The organism is Halobacteriovorax sp. RT-2-3 (assembly GCF_047085075.1).
Classification (GTDB): Bacteria; Bdellovibrionota; Bacteriovoracia; order Bacteriovoracales; family Bacteriovoracaceae; genus Halobacteriovorax_A.
Genome location: NZ_JBKIYF010000003.1, coordinates 500,411 through 517,491, shown reverse-complemented (window position 1 = coordinate 517,491; position 17,081 = coordinate 500,411). Strand labels below are relative to the sequence as shown.

Below are 17,081 nucleotides of genomic sequence, written 5' to 3'. Positions count from 1 at the left end.
TTTAGGTATTTGTTAATTATAGTCTGGGTTACAAAAAAATAATATGGAAGAAATAAAGTCGTTATATATCCATTTCCCGTTCTGTCGTCATCTTTGTAACTATTGTGACTTTTTTAAGTCAATTAAAGAAAACGACGGACAGCTCGATGATTTCGAAAGGCTCTTTGCAGATATGTCTGCAAAGCACAGTACTATTCTAGATAGTCATAGGGCCACTCTTAAGGAGCTAGAGACTCTTTATATTGGTGGAGGAACACCGAGTTTATGGGGCAGCCGAGGTGCATATTTCTTAAGGGATTGGTTAAGAGACAATAATATTTCTTTGAAAGAGGATTGTGAGTTTACTCTTGAAGTAAATCCAGGGGCCTGGACTGAAGAGACATTAAGTAGTTGGAGAAGTATCGGAGCGAATCGCTACTCTTTAGGTGTCCAATCATTAAACCCAAATTTTCTTAAGATCATTGATCGCGTCCACAATATTGATGATGTCCATGAAACATTAAAGTATTTTAATAAAGGTAATTATAATTTCTCTGTAGACTTTATGATTGGTCTACCTTTTTCTCAGAAGTATAATCGTGATATTATTGCTGAGCTAACTGAGATTCTTACTTATAATCCGAGTCATATTAGTCTTTATATCCTAACTGTTCCAAAACATTATAAGCACTACGATGAGTTACCGGATGAAGAGTGGATAAGTGATGAATATATTAAAGTTGCTAACTTCCTTGCTATAAATGGTTTCAAGCACTATGAAGTTTCAAATTTTGCTAAAGAGAACAAGGCTTCAATTCATAATCTTAATTACTGGAGAATGGAGTCCGTTGCAGCAATAGGCCCTTCTGCCACTGGTTATCTTAAAAACAATCGCTATCGCTACAAGTGGAAGACCAAGGGTGCCGATGTCGTTGAAGAAAATTTAAGTGAAGATGAGTTTCAAATTGAGAGACTCTATATGAATCTTCGATCTAGCGTTGGATTTCCGATTAAAGATTCTTATTGGGGTGACTTGAGCGAGCTGGTTCAATCTTTGAAATCACGTGGATTAGCGATGGCCGGACGTGATCACTTTTATTTAACGTCCCGCGGCTTTCTTATCTTAGATACAATAATAGATGAAATCTTTCAAATTTCTAAGTAGTTTCAGGTACTTATAAAACAATTCGAAAAAAAATTATTGCTCAACGTTGACACTGGGCCAAAGGCTACCATCTTTAGGTTAGAGATAAATTTAAAGAGGTAGTTGTAATGTCTGAAACTCACGTTAATGAAGAAAATGAAAAAGAATTAGGACCTGAGACTAATGAAGAAACTCAGGAAGCTTCTCAAGTTGAAGAAATTGAAACTGAAAATGAAGTTTCTGAAGAAATGAAAGAGCTAATGGAATTTAAGGATAAATTTTATTACGTAGCGGCTGAGATGGAAAATCTAAAAAGACGCCACGAGAAACAACTACAGGATCAAATTAAATTTGGAACTGAGAAAGTAATGATGGGTCTTTTAGATGTTGTTGATAACCTAGAAAGAACCCTTCAAGCGATTTCAAGTGACGAAGATGAAAAGGTTAAAAATATTTACACAGGTGTAGATATGGTTAAAAACCAGTTCCTTGAAACACTTAAGACGAATGGTTTAGAAAAAATTGAAACAGAAGGTAAGATTTTCGATCCACACTTTCACGAAGCAATGGCACAAATGCCAGCAGAAGGAAAAGAAGATCAAGAGATCGTACAAACATATCAAAATGGTTACTCACTAAATGGTAGAGTGATTAGAGCAGCAAAAGTAGTAGTAGCAAAAAACTAATTATATAAAGGAGATTATAATGGGAAAAATTATTGGAATCGACTTAGGTACAACTAACTCATGTGTTTCTGTTCTTGAGAACGGAAAATACAAAATCGTAGCAAACGCAGAAGGACACAATACAACTCCATCTGTTATTGGTTTTGCAAACAACGGTGAAACTCTGGTTGGCCAAGTTGCAAAAAGACAAGCTGTAACTAACCCTTCAAAGACACTTTACGGGATCAAAAGACTTATTGGTCGTAAATTTGATACTCCAGAAGCAAAGTCATTCGCTGACGTAGCTCCATTTGAAATTTATGCAAATGATAATGGTGATGCATGGGTAAAAGTAGACGGTAAAGCAATGTCTCCTCAAGAAATTTCTGCGAAGGTTCTTCAAAAGCTTAAGAAAGCGGCGGAAGATTACTTAGGTGAGACAGTGACTGAAGCTGTAATTACAGTTCCAGCATATTTTAACGACTCTCAAAGACAAGCAACTAAAGATGCAGGTAAAATTGCTGGGCTTGAAGTAAAAAGAATTATCAACGAGCCAACTGCTGCAGCACTTGCTTACGGACTAGAATCTAAGCAAGATAAAAACATTGCAGTATTTGACCTTGGTGGTGGTACTTTCGATATCTCAATTCTAGAGATTACTTCAGACGGTGTATTCGAAGTAAAAGCAACTAATGGTGATACATTCCTTGGTGGTGAAAACTTTGATGAAAATATCATTAACTTTCTAGCTGATGAATTTTTAAAGTCAGACGGAATTGATTTAAGAAAAGACCAAATGGCACTTCAAAGATTAAAAGAAGCTGCTGAAAAAGCTAAGCATGAGCTATCGAACGTTAACTCAACAGATGTTAACCTTCCATTTATCACTGCAGATGCTTCTGGTCCAAAACACTTAAACGTAAACTTATCAAGAGCTAAGTTTGAGGCTTTAATTGCTGACCACTTAACTGCTCTTGCTAAGCCATGTTTAACTTGTCTTGAAGACTCTGGTCTTGAGAAGAGTGAAATTGATGAGGTAATCCTTGTTGGTGGTTCGACTCGTATTCCAGCTGTTCAAGAAAGAGTAAAAGAAATCTTTGGTAAAGAAGCTTCAAAAGGTGTTAACCCTGATGAAGTTGTAGCTGCAGGTGCTGCTATCCAAGGTGGTGTACTAGCTGGTGACGTAAAAGACGTACTACTACTAGACGTAACTCCACTAACTCTAGGGATTGAGACTCTGGGTGGTGTAATGACTCCACTTATTGAGAAGAACACGACTATTCCTTCGAAGAAGTCACAAACTTTCTCAACTGCTGTAGACAACCAACCAGCTGTTACAATTCACGTATGCCAAGGTGAGCGTGAATTTGCTAAAGATAATAAGTCACTAGGACGTTTTGACCTAAGTGGAATTGCACCAGCTCCAAGAGGTGTTCCACAGATCGAAGTTACTTTTGATATTGATGCTAACGGTATTGTTCACGTTTCTGCTGTAGACAAAGCTACTGGTAAATCTCAAGAGATTAAGATTACTGCTGGTTCAGGTCTTTCAGATGAAGAAATTGAAAGAATGGTACAAGAAGCTGAAGCTAATAAAGAAGCTGATAAGAAAGCACGTGAGATCGTTGATACAAGAAACAATCTAGATGCACTTATCTTAAGCTGTGAAAAAATGATCAAAGACAGTGCTGATAAAATCTCTGAAGACGATAAGTCTAAGTTAGAAGCAGCAATTAATGAAGCTAAAGGCAAGCTTCAGTCTGAGAATCTTGATGAGTTAAAAGCAGCTCAGGAAGCTCTAACTAATGCTTCTCATGCAATTGCTCAACAAATGTATCAACAGCCAGGTGCTGAAGCTGGTGCACAGCAAGCTGGACCAGAAGGTGATGCAGGAGCAAACGCTGGTGCGAACAAGCAAGACGACGATGTTGTTGATGCTGACTTTAAAGAAGTTTAATTAGAAATATAGAATTGAAGGGAGCCCTGTGCTCCCTTTGTTCGTTAATAGAGAATTTTAAATATGAGTGATAAAAGAGATTATTACGATATTCTAGGCGTAGCAAAAGGTGCTGATAAGGCTGAAATTAAAAAAGCTTATCGTAAGATGGCCATGAAATATCACCCTGACCGCAACCCTGATAACAAAGAAGCGGAAGCAAAATTTAAAGAAGCTTCTGAAGCTGCAGAGGTTTTACTAGATGATGGAAAACGTCAGCGTTATGACCAATTTGGACATGCTGGGGTAAACGGTCAAGCTGGTGGCTTTGGCGGTGGTGGTTTCCAAGGTGGATTCGGTGACTTTGGCGATCTAGGAGATATCTTTGGTGATATTTTCGGTGACATGATGGGTGGCGGAGGACGCGGCCGTCGTGGTGGAAGACGTCGTTCTGGAATTCCTGGAAATGACCTTCAAATGACGGTAAGTGTGACATTCGAGGAAGCAGCATTTGGCGCCAAAAAGAAAGTCTTTATCAATAAAGAAACTACTTGTGAAACTTGTTCAGGCTCAGGTGCAAAAGCAGGATCTGAACCGACTACATGTGATATGTGTCACGGGGCAGGTGAAGTTCGTCGTCAACAAGGATTCTTCACTGTTGCTTCGACTTGTCCAAAATGTCAGGGTTCTGGAACAATGATCAAAGATCCTTGTGGAACTTGTCACGGACAAGGACGTAAGAAGAAGAAAGTTGAACTAGAGGTTACAATCCCTGCTGGTATCGACCATGGTCAGCGTCTAAAGCTTTCTGGGGAAGGTGATGCTGGTGCTCAAGGTGGACCAAATGGTGATCTTTATATAGTTGTTGATGTAAAAGAACATGAAATCTTTAAACGTGAAGGTTTTAATGTTCACTACACTGTACCAATCAGCTTCTCTCAAGCAGCTTTAGGTGCTGAAGTTGAAGTACCAACACTTGATGGAAAAGTTGTTGTTGATCTTCCTGCTGGAACTCAATCTGGTAAGAAGATGCGACTAAAAGGTAAGGGAATTCAAAAACTTGGTGGTTATGGCCAAGGAGATGCAATTCTTACTGTACATGTTGAGACACCAACTAAGCTTTCGAAAGAGCACAAGGAATTACTTGAGCAACTTGCTAAGCTAGAAGGTAAGCAGTGTCATCCAATGAGTACTGGTTTCATCGATAAAGTTAAAGAATTATTTAGCTAATTCTAATATATACAGGGGAGACTGAGTGAATTAGTCTCCCATGTTTATAAAATCCTAATATTTCTCCTGTTTTCATCTATCTATATTTCAAATAAAATAGACCATACAAAATTAAAAAAGGTCGACTATGTTTAAGTATATTTCTCTAATTTTAATCACACTACTTGTGAGTTGCGGTGGTATCCAAATGATCAACCGAGACACTTCACATCTTTATACAGAAAAGTTTTTAAAAGATTTTGATGTTGCAAAGAAGAGTTTCGTTGATGGGAATAAGGAATTAGCGCTAGGACAACTTAATGCAATTCAAGATGCAAAGTTAAGGCCGGCGGAACTTGCAACAAAAACAAATCTGATTGGTGTAATTAATTATTCAAATCAAAACTATGAACAAGCTATATTTCAATTTAATCTTGCTTTAAATAGTTCAGGAGAAGATGGGCAACTTAATGCTCAAATTAAGTTAAATCTAGCAAGCAGTTACTATAAATTAGGAGATCTAGAAAATACATTCAAAACTCTTGATGGGACTGACTCAAGATGGCTTCTTAATCGTGATTTAGAAAATTTTCATAAATTACGTTATCGCGTTTCAAAGGAGCTTGATTTTCAAGCAGTAGCACTCGATTCTCTACTTTGGCTAAATTCTGGTGCCAATACTGTGGATGAATTAAAAGAGAAAAAATTCTATGGTCAACTTGTTACACAATACTTCATCGTGGATCAAGCTGAGCGAGTGCGTTTAGTTCAGGACTTTAAACAAGGAAAAGATTTTGTTTGTGCTTATCTTTCTTATTTAGAAATTGAGCAACTTATCAATCAAGGAAATAAGGGAAAGGCACAAGAAGTTGGAGACTGGGTTAAGTCTAACTACAATATGTTTCCTGAAGTCATTGCTCTTGTAATGGCACGTTTTGAAAACCTTAAGAAATATAGCAAAATTAACCTTCGCTCAATTGGTGTTGTTCTTCCTCTTACTGGAGATAAAAGTAAATTTGGTAAAAGAGCACTAGCAGGTATCGATCACGCTGTTAGAAAGTATAACGAACAGAATGCTAAGAAACCAAATTTTCAACCTATTCAAATTAAAATCTTTGATAGTATGGGAAGTGCAATTGTAGGTAAGGAAAAGGTTCGTGAGATGATTGAAAGAGAGAACTCTTCAATTATTATCGGTGGACTTTTAAAAGATGAAGCTAAAGCAGAATATGAAGCTGCGAGAAAGTATGGTGCATTCTTTATTTCTCTTTCTCAAATCTATGCGAGTAAAGATGATAAAGGCCACCTTCTAATTGAAGTTCCTGGTTCTGTAGAATCACAAGTTTCTTTATTATTCTCTGAAAAGTACTTATCAAAATTTGGTAACAAAGTATCTATCATTTATCCAAATACAGATACTGGTTATTCATATGTTGATTCGGCATGGAAGATGGCCGAAAAAGCAGGTGCTGAAATTGTTAGTATTCAATCATTTGATACTAATCAGACTGACCACAGATCAACAGTAGCAAAAATTCTTGGTCTATACTTTACACGTGAAAGACAAGAGGAGTTTGAACTTCTAAAGTCTGTTCATAAATTAGAAGGCAATACATCAATTAGACGAGTACAAACACTTGGTCCAATTGTGGACTTCGATTGGGTTCTACTTCCAGCGGCACCAAATGATGCTCTACAGTTAATCCCGTCATTTAATTACTATGATGCGTTTAATGTAACTTTAGTTGGTGGACCTAATTGGCGCTCTAGAAGAATCTCTAGAGAAACTTCTAAGCTTGGAAAACTATTCTTTGTCGACTCAGAAGTACCAAAAGGTGATTCTGGATTTGTATCAAGTTATCAGTCACGCTATGGCCAACGTCCAGGTGTTGTTGAAATTCTTGGTTTTGAAGGTATGGCACTAGCAGCGAATGTTCTATCGTTAGGTGATTTTACAAGCCGCGATGAACTGGAGAAAACGTTAGTTGATGCTAAGAAAGTTGCTGGTATTACTGGTTCTTGGAGATTAGAAGACGACGTGTGGATGAAGGACATGAATCTCATGAGCTTATACCGTGGTCGCTTAAATAAAGTGAATTTGACTAGTGAAAAACCGAATGAAAAATCAGTTGAAGAGGAAGTAAGTAACTGACGCTTAAGCGCCAGTTATATTACTTCTTAGCAGCGTTGATTCTGCGTAAAATTCTTGCTTTTTTCTTAAGTTGAGCTTTTCTCTTACTCATTTTAGCAATAGTTTTCTTTCTACCTGCACCCATAATCTTTCCTTTTGCGTAGTGTTAGAAAATAGTCTCGTTATACTAGAAAAAAATATCGAATTTGACAAGGGCCAAGTCATATTTATAGGTATGCGCGGTGTTTAATCTGTTATTAATGGTTGTCAATAAAATGAGCTAAATGGTACATTTTACATATATAAGCAAACGGATTGCTAATCAAAAGGTATAATGGAATGTGCGCTGCAAAGAAAAAAGTAGCAGCTAAGAAGAAAGCTGCGAGCAAAACGACGAAAAAAACTACAAAAAAAGTAACTAAAAAGAAGGCCAGCAAGAAAGCTGCAAAGCAGTCAGTGAAGAAAGTTGCAAAGAAAGCGACAAAGAAAAATCCTTTACGTAAGACAAGCTCGGCTTCTCATGCAAGCTTATCAACTGCATTTGTTGATGAACTTTCACTAAATAATAAATCTAAATCTCCAGAGCTAGGTGCTAACCTTGAAATGAAAAAGGCTGCTTTAAGAGCACGCCGTATTCACTGGAATGAAGATAAGCGCAAGATTGCAATTGATATGATTGAGCGCTACACGGGTCACGACTTTAGGGACTTCCAACAACAAATTATTCTTACTAACTTCCATTACTATGTTGAGAGATTCAACGCATTATTAGATGACCATGTTTATACTCAAGGTTCAGCTTTTAAAGCTTCAAGTTCTAAGAAAGCAAAAGTAACGATTATTGAGTTTGGTGTTGGTGCTGCCATGGCCGCGCTTATCGGTGAGCTAATTTCAGTAATTCATCCTAAAGCAGTACTATTCTTAGGACTTGCAGGTGCTGTTCATCCATCGTTAAAAGTGGGTGACTTCGTTCTTCCTATCGCTTCAATTAGAGCAGAAGGTGTTACTGAGCACTTTCTTCCTAGGGAAGTTCCTGCCCTTCCAACATTTAAAGTACAAAAATTTGTTTCTCAAATATTATTAGAGCATGGGCATGATTACCGTACTGGAACGATCCACTCTACAGATTACCGATTCTGGGAATTTGATGATCGTTTTAAAGAGCGCTTAATCGAACAAAGGGTACTTGCAGTTGAAATGGAAACAGCGGCACTTTTTGTTTCTTGCTTTGTGAGTAAGGTAAATATCGGAGCATTACTTTTAATCTCTGATTGTCCAATGACTAAGGATGGTATTAAAACGAAGAAGTCTGCAAAGTCTGTCTTCAAGAAATATACAGATATTCACATCGAATTAGGGATTGAAGCTATGGCAGACATTGCTGAGCGTGGTGAGAATATCAGACACTATCATTGGTAAAATTTTATAAAGGAATATGAAATGTTAAAGCAATTTTTTAATTTCTTCTCAAACGATCTCGCGATCGATTTAGGTACAGCGAATATTCTTGTATACGCTAAGGACAGAGGGATCATCGTGAATGAACCATCTGTAGTTGCGGTACACCAAGGATATAAGGGTACTGGATCAAAGGTTCTAGCTGTTGGTGCGGAAGCTAAGCAAATGCTTGGTCGTACACCAGGGTCTATCCAAGCGATTCGTCCTATGAGAGATGGAGTAATCGCAGACTTTGAAGTAACTGGTGCCATGCTTAAGTACTTCATCCAAAAATCACTATCAGGTTCAAAGCTAGTAAAGCCAAGAATCATTATTTGTATTCCTTTCGGTATTACTCAAGTTGAAAAACGTGCAGTAAAGGAATCTGCTGAACAAGCAGGTGCTCGTGAAGTTTACTTAATTGAAGAGCCAATGGCCGCTGCAATTGGTGCAGGACTTCCAATTACTGAACCTTCAGGAAATATGATTGTTGATATTGGTGGTGGGACAACTGAAGTTGCAGTCATTTCACTTGGTGGTATCGTTTACTCTCAATCTGAAAGAGTTGCAGGTGATAAGTTTGATGAAGCAATTGCTTCTTACATCAAGAAAAAATACTCATTATTAATTGGTGAAAGAACTGCAGAACAAATCAAAATGTCGATTGGTAATGCATACCCATTTGATGATGAAGTAAGAACATATGAAGTTAAGGGCCGTGACCTAGTTGCTGGTGCTCCTAAAATTATCGAAGTTACTTCTGACGAAATCAGAGATGCACTTTCTGATCCTATCGCTGAAGTAGTTGAAGCAATTAAGACTTCATTAGAAAAAACTCCTCCAGAACTAGCTGCCGATATCGTTGATAACGGAATCATTCTAGCTGGTGGTGGTTCTCTTCTTGCAAACCTAGATGTTTTAATTAAAGAAAGAACTGGTCTTCCAGTTGCTCTTGCTGAAGATCCATTAACATGTGTTGTTCGTGGATGTGGTAAGGCACTAGAGTCAATCGATCTTTTAAAACAAGTAGCGACTCTATCATAAGTCGAAAATAGGTTTACAATTGAATTCTCAAAATCTTTTTATCGAATTAGAGCTCTCTGATATAAAACTGAAAATCAGGGAGCTCATTGCCACAAAGAGTAAATTAAAAATTTGGACTAACTCACAGCAGGTAGCTTCTGTTGAGATTTTTGCGATTGAAGAAGATACTCTTATTGTAGATGATAATCACGCTCTTGATGGAGTCGTGATGGCGAACTTTAGCCTTCGTTATATGAGCTACTTTTTTAAAGGTGTCATTGAAGGTGGTAATCTAAAAATCGAAGGGAAAGTATATCGAAGTGAAAGAAGAGGGGATATGAGATTTAATGTCTCATATATGACATCTTCATATCTATATTTTGATGCAGTCGAAGAAGATACACCGTCTGCAGATAATGTACTTCAATTCAATAAATCTAAAAATAAAGAGGACTCATTCATTAAAGACTTTTCTTATTCGATGAATGATTTTCCAGAGCTAAGAGGTGCAAAATTAATTGATATCTCAAGTAATGGTGCTTCTTTTGTAATGTCTCTACAAGACTTTAAAAATTTCTCTAACAAAAAGTTTTCAATGGGAACTCTAGTTTTAGAGAAAAACTCATATGATATTTCAAATATTCAAAAAGTTTACGATATTGATTATGTAAATTTCAGACTTGATAATATTCCGATGAAGAAAATTGGGATTAAGTTTGAAAGTAATGGAGATTTAGATTCATACTTAAAAGAGCTTGATGATAAATCTATAATTTTAACTTCACTTGATGAGGAATTTAATAAGTATATTAATCAACAAATAGAGGAGTAGTTTATGTTGCGACCTCTTGGTGTGCTTTTTTTATTTTTAATTACTTCATGTAGTATACTGAAAGAAGATATTAATGATCAGCTATCGGCCAGTGCTAATCAGTATAAGCAATTGGAAGTCAGTGGTGAATATCTTGTTGATACAATGTCAGGATTCAATAAAAATCGTGAATATGTACGAAAAACTCAAATCATTTCACCTGTAAATAAATCCAAGGTTTATGAAAAGACAATTGTAATCTCTAAGCAAAAGAAGATTGCTAAGGATGTATTCTTTTTAGTTCCAATTAAATACGAATCCACTTTTTTCTTGAATAATGATATTTACACCGTGAGTGGTCAGATTGATTTAAAAAGTAGAAAGATTTTTTATAATCTGAATTCTCCTGAATATAAGTGGCTTGGACAGCGTGAGTATGATGTTCCTAAAAATGTTAAGGCCATATGTTTCTATGCATCTATTGTTGAGTGTGCAAAGGTTTCGGGCTTTATTAAGAAGGCCATTGATAAAAAGAATGGAGACATGAATTTTCATATTCTTTGGGAAAGCTTTCCATATTTCCAAGAACAATATTTAAATATACCAAAAGAGATTTTATCTGAAGCAAGATTGAGTTTTGATGATTTCGATAAGAATGGAAACTATCGTTTTCTTTTATCAGCTGGCGGACAAGAACAAGTATATATATTAAATAAGAGTTTAGATGTTGTTGGTCACTACTGGGCATCTCAAGGTCTATCAAAAGAGTTGGTAAAATGAAATTATTCTTAAAGTCATTTTTGACATTATTCTTTGCTATCACGACAATTTTCTTCGCGTTGAGATTAACTCCGGGGGATCCAGTCGAAAGACTTCTTGGTCCTGAAGCAAAAGTAGAAGAAATTCAAAAATACCGTGCTGAGCTTGGCTTAGATAAAGGTTTAGTTGAGCAATACGTTGATTTTGCAAAAGGTATTATTACTTTAGATTTAGGTAAATCATTCTTTAAGAAAGATCCTGTTGTGAAATTAATAAAAGATAACTTGCCTCCAACAGTTATTTTGGCACTAGTATCGATATTAATATCAACTCCTATCGGAATTGGCATAGGAGTTATCTCTGCGATAAAAAAATCTCAATTACCTGATACCGCAATTCGAGTTGTCACACTAACTCTACTTTCATTTCCAATCTTCTCACTTGCGCCACTACTGGTTTTAGTTTTTTCTATCAAACTCGGTATATTCCCAGTTTCGCAATGGACTTCTATAAAGCATATGATTATTCCAGTTACAACTTTAGTATTACCGCTGTCATCTGTAATTGTAAGGGTTATGAGGAATAAGTATCTTGAAGAAGAGTCACAACTATGGGTCTTAGTTTTAAATGCTAAAGGCTTATCTAATTCAGCAATAGTCTATCGTCTTGTGAAAATTTGTATGCCAACGATTTTGAATGTAGTTGCGATTCAGTTATCCGTTGTTCTTGCTGGTACGGTTATTACAGAAACTATTTTTGATATTCCAGGTTTAGGCTCTCTTTTATTTGAAGCAATAAATAATCGTGACTATCCACTTGTTCAGGGAATTATTGCATACTCTACAGTTATCTATATGCTCGTTTATGTATTAGTTGATTACTTAAATGAAAAGATTGATCCAAGGATAGGTTAATGAGAAAGAAGAAAATAAATAATGAAATGATCTTCGGTGGCTTTATTCTATCAATTTATATTATGTGGGCAGTCTTGTGGCTACTAATGAATGGATTTGATTATACTCCATCAAGTATTATATCTCATGAATTATTTAAGCCTTTTTCACATGACTATTTTTTAGGTACTGATATTAATGGTAGAAGTTTATTTAAAGTACTAAGTGTCGGTCTTATCTATACAGTAGGTATTTCATTACTTATTAGTTCAAGTGCATGTTTAATCGGTATAATTATTGGATATCTTTCTGCGATAAAAATAAAGTTTGTGTCCGAAATAATGGATATGTTTACTAATTTAATTTTTATTTTTCCTAGTATTTTACTCGCCATTCTTGTTATGTCTTTTTCTGGGCAATCATTTACAGGATTGGTACTTTGTTTAATTTTTACTTCATGGCCTGGTTACGCTCGTATTGCTCGCGGTGAGACAATGCGTGTTTTAAATTTAGGATATGTAGAAAGTGCTAGAGCAATTGGTGTAAGTGAATTTCGTTTATTTTATAAGTCAATTTTACCAAGTATTGTGCCAGTTATTTCCATTCACTTTGTTCTTGGAATAAGTGGAGTTATAATTAGTGAAGCTAGTTTAGGATTCCTTGGATTAGGGGCAAGTGAATACTCGTGGGGAGCAATCCTTGCTATGGCGAAGTTAGTTTTATTAGAAGCACCTCATGTTGTTATCGTGACGAGCTTACTAATGACTGGTTTAATTATTTCGTTAAATCTTTTTGGCGATGGCCTTAGAGATTACTTAGATCCAAAACTTAAAGGTAAAGGCAAATAGATGAATAATATATTAGGTCAATTATTTATTACTGGTATAAGTGGTACACAGTTAACGACTGAGGAAGAAAATTTCATTCAAAAAGAAAATATTGGTGGAGTTATTCTTTTTAAACAAAACTATGAGTCACCAGCTCAATTGGCAGAATTAATTAATAATATTCAATCATTAAGAGATAATTATCCACTCTTTATCGCAACAGACCACGAGGGTGGAAGAGTACAGAGATTTCGTGAAGGCTTCACTGTAATTCCACCAATGCTAGATGTTGCAAGAACAGATTCACCAAAATTATGTTTTGAAATCTCTCAGCTAATGTCTAATGAGTTACTAAGTTGTGGTGTTAATCTTAATCTGGGTCCAGTTTGTGATATTTTCACGAATCCAAAAAATACTGTTATTGGTGATCGCTCATTTGGTGATAACGCCGACGAAGTCACTAAGTTTGTTTCGGCCATAATTCGCGGTCAGCAAACAAGTGGGATTATGTCATGCGCTAAGCACTTCCCGGGCCATGGTGATACTTTAGAGGATTCGCACTTTAAATTACCTGTTGTTAATAAGTCGCTAGAAGAACTGAGAGAAAGTGAATTTATTCCATTTGTAAAAGCAGTAAAGGCAAGAGTGGACTTTGTTATGATGGCCCACTTAAAAGTCGACGCAATTGATCCGGAAAATATTTGTACATTTTCAAAAAAAGCATATGAACTAATCCGTGAGGAACTTCGCTTTAAAAAAGTTATCATAACTGATGATATGGAAATGAAGGCCATTTCAGATGAAATTACAATCGGCGAAGCAGCTCTTAAAGCTCTAACAGCTGGAGCAGATGTAGTGGAATATCGTTCTTTTGAAGCTTGTCGCGAAGCCTATACATATGTGAAGCAAGCTTTTGAAGCTGGTGATATTGATAAAGTTGATATCTCTCAAAAATATGAACGTGTCTTAGAGCTTAAGAAAAAATACCTATCAAATTACTCACCTACTTATATTCCAGATGTTGCTGGTAAGGTTGGTACTCGTGAGAATTTATCTATTGTTGAGCAGGTTAATCAAGGTTAGCACATAGGGCCAATATTGCCTCTAACTGCTTGAAATCAATTATTTTTGATATTCTTATGTTATGACTAAAGGTCTCATAACTTCCTTATTGTTTTATATGTTTACGTTGCTCGTTGCATTCGATGCAAATGCGCAGAGCTACGGAAATTATTCAAAGCGCGATCATGCAAATTTACTTGATGTCTCTTGTAAAAAAGGAAATCAATCGAGTTGTTTTGAGCAAGGACTTCTTTACCAAACATTTACTGATAAAAGCTTTAAGCAAGATGGAATTAACTATCCTGCCGAAGGTAAGAAGCTAATTATTAGTGCCTGTCAAAATGGTGAGCAGAACGCTTGTGATTATCGAAAAGGTGCGGAGTTATTTGAAAGTTCACAGCTTCTAATGTGGGCCGGAATTATTCTTATTGGTATTGCTGTTTACATTGTCACGCAGATGATGTTTCAAGATAATGAATCTTTCCAAGCTGCGCAAAAATTAGAAGAAGGTGGTTCTAAGAAAGCTGAGAATGTAAAAAAGCACGGCTTTATTCTTCAATATTCGAGACCATTTTTTAAACGCTATATTTCACCAATTGTTTCTTCTATGAAAAATAAGAAGAAGATTAAAGAGAAGTATAAAAGAAAGCTAGCAAGTGCTGGTTTAACTGAAGATATGACTCCTGAGGATTTCTTCGCATTTAAGTTATTTCTTATTATTGGTTTCCCAATTATGTTCTTAGCTGTCAGAGAATTTACTGAAGCAGACTGGAAACTTTCTCTTATTCCTGTAATGGCAATTGTTGGATTCTTATATCCGGACATTTGGATTAAAGGAAAAATTGAACAACGCCAAAAAGATATTATCAACGGAATGCCTTTTTCTGTTGATATGCTAGCACTATCTGTTGAAGCGGGACTAGACTTTATTGCTGCGATGACTAAGGTTGTAGATAAAGCTAAACCTGGTCCACTTACACAAGAATTTGAAATTCTTCTTAAAGAAATTAAAATTGGGGCCAGTCGTGCGGAAGCTCTAAGAAATATGGCATGGCGAGTGGACTTAATTCAGATTTCGTCATTTTGTGCAACTCTAATTGCTGCAGACTCTGTTGGTGCTTCAATTGGACCAATTCTAAAAGCACTCTCAATTGAGATTAGACAAAAGAAATCAGCGCAGATTGAAAAAGAAGGTGCAACTGCTGCAACAAAGATTCTTTTTCCAATGATGGCCTTTATTGTACCTTCAGTTCTTCTTATGATCTTTGCTCCACTCGTTGTTGAGCTAGTTGGAGGGAATTAATGAAGATTTCTTGTAATGGTATTGAAATATGTAAGCAGGCCATTGTTGCAGATTCTTTTTATAAGAAACTAAAGGGGCTGATGTTTTCTCAGAGCATGGATGGCTTTGATGGCATGATTTTTTATGGAACAAATGCAATTCATACCTGTTTTATGAATTATAAAATCGATGTTGTCTTCTTTAATAGTAAGAATGAAATTAAGAAAATATACCGTGGACTTAAACCATGGAGACATACGCAAATTGTTTTTAGTGCAAGTCGTGTACTAGAGTTGGCAGATGGACAATTGCCTCAAGAGATTAAGGAAGGGGATACTCTAGAGTTATGTATAAATTAGTTGTTGTTGCAGGTAAACTGCGTGGACAGGAATATATTTTAGAGGAAGGGGAAAATACCCTAGGGCGCTCAGAGGATTGTAGCGTTCACTTTCCTGTAAATGGTGTTTCAAAGAAGCACTTATCCGTTACTGTTACTCAAGATGTAGCTTTTGTTAAAGATCTTGGAAGTTCAAATGGTACATTTGTTAATGGTAAAGCAGTCAAAAGGGCCACTGTTAAAAATGGAGACAAGATAGCTCTTCCTGATTCAATTCTTCAAGTCGTTTTTGTAAAAGAGAAAAAGAAGATTATTAAAAAAAGAATTGAAACTGTTGAAGAAGATGATGAACCAACATATATCACTGGTGGTGAAATGCCAGAGAATATCTTTGGAAAGATCATCTGGCTTTTTAAATATCGATTAATGCCACTAATTCATGGAATTAATGAAGAATATGAATGGCGTGTTCTTACTGGTATCTTACTTTCTATCTTCGTTGTTGTGACGGTAACTCTAACTATTTTTCCAGTAATGAAAACGTCTCAGAGTCTACTTCTTTTAGAAGTTGCTAAGCGTGGTGCACATTATGCGGATGAAATTAAAAGACAAAATAGAGGTGCATTAGCTAGAAAAGATCTTGATCGTGTTGATACAAAGTTTATGGAACAAGGAAATAACGGTGTTGTTTCTTATGATCTATTTGATATTGACGGACGAATTGTTAGACCGCTAACAAAGCTAAATATGTACATTGATGATCCTTTCTCTGTTCAAGTAAGAGAGTGGGCCGAAAAGACAATGAAGAACTCTAGTGACCTTCCAATGGTAAGTCGATTGTCAAACGGTGAAATTGGAATCGGTCAAAAGATTAAGGCAACAAATGTTAAGACAGGTAACCTTGATGTTGTTGGTGTAATCGCCATTCGTTTTAAACCAGCATCAATTGCGGATGAGGCATCTAAAAGTAGGGTTGCTTACCTAGAGGCACTAATTACGTCATTTATTGCTTCAATCATCTTCTTTGCCATTGTTTATTATATGACGATTAGACATCTAGATGAAATGAAGTTTCAGATTGAAGAGGCCTTAAGAGGAAATCGAAAAAGTGTTGATAGTGAATATTTATGGTCTGAGATTGATCCATTACGTTCATCTATAAATTCCATGATTCAAAGAATTAGAGAGCTGCAGAAAACTGACGATGATATGAGTTTTGATGAAATGGAAAGTGATGAGTCCTATGTTTCAAGCTTATATGAATTTATGCAAGGGGCACAGGGAGCTGTCCTTGTTCTAGATTCACAAAAGAATCTTTCTCATATTAATACGCTAGCAGAAGATATCACGGCGATTAGAGGTAGCTCTTCTGAAGGGATGAGCCTCTTAGATGTGGCACGTGAAAAGGGATTCGCAGCGACAATAATTGAGTTATGTGATGCCTCTGCGGATAATGGAGGAACGTCTCAGAAAGGTGAATATGAGCTTTCTGGGCATTTCTATAATATTTTTGTTACGAGTTTAATAGGGCGAGATAATTTTGCAAAGGCGTTCTATGTTACACTAATTAAAGAGGACTAAGTATA

15 protein-coding genes are annotated in these 17,081 nt (G+C 36.2%); all 15 read left to right on the top strand.

Annotated elements, in window-relative coordinates; translation table 11 throughout:
- The first annotated feature begins 43 nt into the window (after window positions 1-43).
- The 15 genes from ACMAYX_RS12965 (at window position 44) to ACMAYX_RS12895 (ending at window position 17,076) form a co-directional block, all read left to right on the top strand.
- Entirely contained in the window at window positions 44-1,144 is a 1,101-nt protein-coding gene (locus tag ACMAYX_RS12965; protein ID WP_412472038.1) for a coproporphyrinogen-III oxidase family protein, read from the top strand.
- Window positions 1,145-1,251: 107 nt separating this feature from the next.
- On the top strand, window positions 1,252-1,809 hold the full coding sequence (grpE, locus tag ACMAYX_RS12960; RefSeq protein WP_103219281.1) for a nucleotide exchange factor GrpE: 558 nt from the start codon (window positions 1,252-1,254) through the stop codon (window positions 1,807-1,809).
- A 19-nt stretch (window positions 1,810-1,828) separates the two neighbouring features.
- The gene (dnaK, locus tag ACMAYX_RS12955; RefSeq protein ID WP_103219282.1) at window positions 1,829-3,745 is read left to right on the top strand and encodes a molecular chaperone DnaK; all 1,917 of its coding nucleotides are present in this window, start codon (window positions 1,829-1,831) and stop codon (window positions 3,743-3,745) included.
- A 63-nt stretch (window positions 3,746-3,808) separates the two neighbouring features.
- The gene (gene dnaJ / locus ACMAYX_RS12950; protein ID WP_412472037.1) at window positions 3,809-4,954 is read left to right on the top strand and encodes a molecular chaperone DnaJ; all 1,146 of its coding nucleotides are present in this window, start codon (window positions 3,809-3,811) and stop codon (window positions 4,952-4,954) included.
- Between the two features lie 127 nt (window positions 4,955-5,081).
- Window positions 5,082-7,085, top strand: a complete 2,004-nt coding sequence (locus tag ACMAYX_RS12945; protein WP_103219284.1) for a penicillin-binding protein activator — start codon at window positions 5,082-5,084, stop codon at window positions 7,083-7,085.
- 318 nt (window positions 7,086-7,403) lie between these two features.
- Complete coding sequence (locus ACMAYX_RS12940; protein ID WP_412472036.1) at window positions 7,404-8,483, top strand: AMP nucleosidase; 1,080 nt, start codon at window positions 7,404-7,406, stop codon at window positions 8,481-8,483.
- Between the two features lie 21 nt (window positions 8,484-8,504).
- Window positions 8,505-9,545 carry a rod shape-determining protein gene (locus ACMAYX_RS12935; protein WP_021266421.1) on the top strand — a complete coding sequence of 347 codons (1,041 nt, stop codon included), beginning with the start codon at window positions 8,505-8,507 and terminating at the stop codon, window positions 9,543-9,545.
- A 19-nt stretch (window positions 9,546-9,564) separates the two neighbouring features.
- Window positions 9,565-10,356 carry a hypothetical protein gene (locus tag ACMAYX_RS12930; RefSeq protein ID WP_103219286.1) on the top strand — a complete coding sequence of 264 codons (792 nt, stop codon included), beginning with the start codon at window positions 9,565-9,567 and terminating at the stop codon, window positions 10,354-10,356.
- Between the two features lie 3 nt (window positions 10,357-10,359).
- Window positions 10,360-11,115 carry a hypothetical protein gene (locus ACMAYX_RS12925; RefSeq protein ID WP_103219287.1) on the top strand — a complete coding sequence of 252 codons (756 nt, stop codon included), beginning with the start codon at window positions 10,360-10,362 and terminating at the stop codon, window positions 11,113-11,115.
- Window positions 11,112-12,008: an ABC transporter permease gene (locus ACMAYX_RS12920; protein WP_103219288.1), complete on the top strand. Its 897-nt coding sequence runs from the start codon at window positions 11,112-11,114 to the stop codon at window positions 12,006-12,008. Before ACMAYX_RS12925 ends, ACMAYX_RS12920 begins: the two co-directional genes overlap by 4 nt.
- The gene (locus tag ACMAYX_RS12915; RefSeq protein WP_103219289.1) at window positions 12,008-12,835 is read left to right on the top strand and encodes an ABC transporter permease; all 828 of its coding nucleotides are present in this window, start codon (window positions 12,008-12,010) and stop codon (window positions 12,833-12,835) included. The genes ACMAYX_RS12920 and ACMAYX_RS12915 overlap by 1 nt, the downstream gene beginning before the upstream one ends.
- Window positions 12,836-13,897: a beta-N-acetylhexosaminidase gene (gene nagZ, locus ACMAYX_RS12910; protein WP_103219290.1), complete on the top strand. Its 1,062-nt coding sequence runs from the start codon at window positions 12,836-12,838 to the stop codon at window positions 13,895-13,897.
- Window positions 13,898-13,994: 97 nt separating this feature from the next.
- The gene (locus ACMAYX_RS12905) at window positions 13,995-15,179 is read left to right on the top strand and encodes a type II secretion system F family protein (RefSeq protein ID WP_158246955.1); all 1,185 of its coding nucleotides are present in this window, start codon (window positions 13,995-13,997) and stop codon (window positions 15,177-15,179) included.
- A complete protein-coding gene (locus tag ACMAYX_RS12900) occupies window positions 15,179-15,517 on the top strand; it encodes a DUF192 domain-containing protein (RefSeq protein WP_103219292.1) in 339 nt (112 codons plus the stop codon). The genes ACMAYX_RS12905 and ACMAYX_RS12900 overlap by 1 nt, the downstream gene beginning before the upstream one ends.
- Entirely contained in the window at window positions 15,505-17,076 is a 1,572-nt protein-coding gene (locus tag ACMAYX_RS12895) for an FHA domain-containing protein (protein ID WP_103219293.1), read from the top strand. The genes ACMAYX_RS12900 and ACMAYX_RS12895 overlap by 13 nt, the downstream gene beginning before the upstream one ends.
- Window positions 17,077-17,081 lie beyond the last annotated feature (5 nt).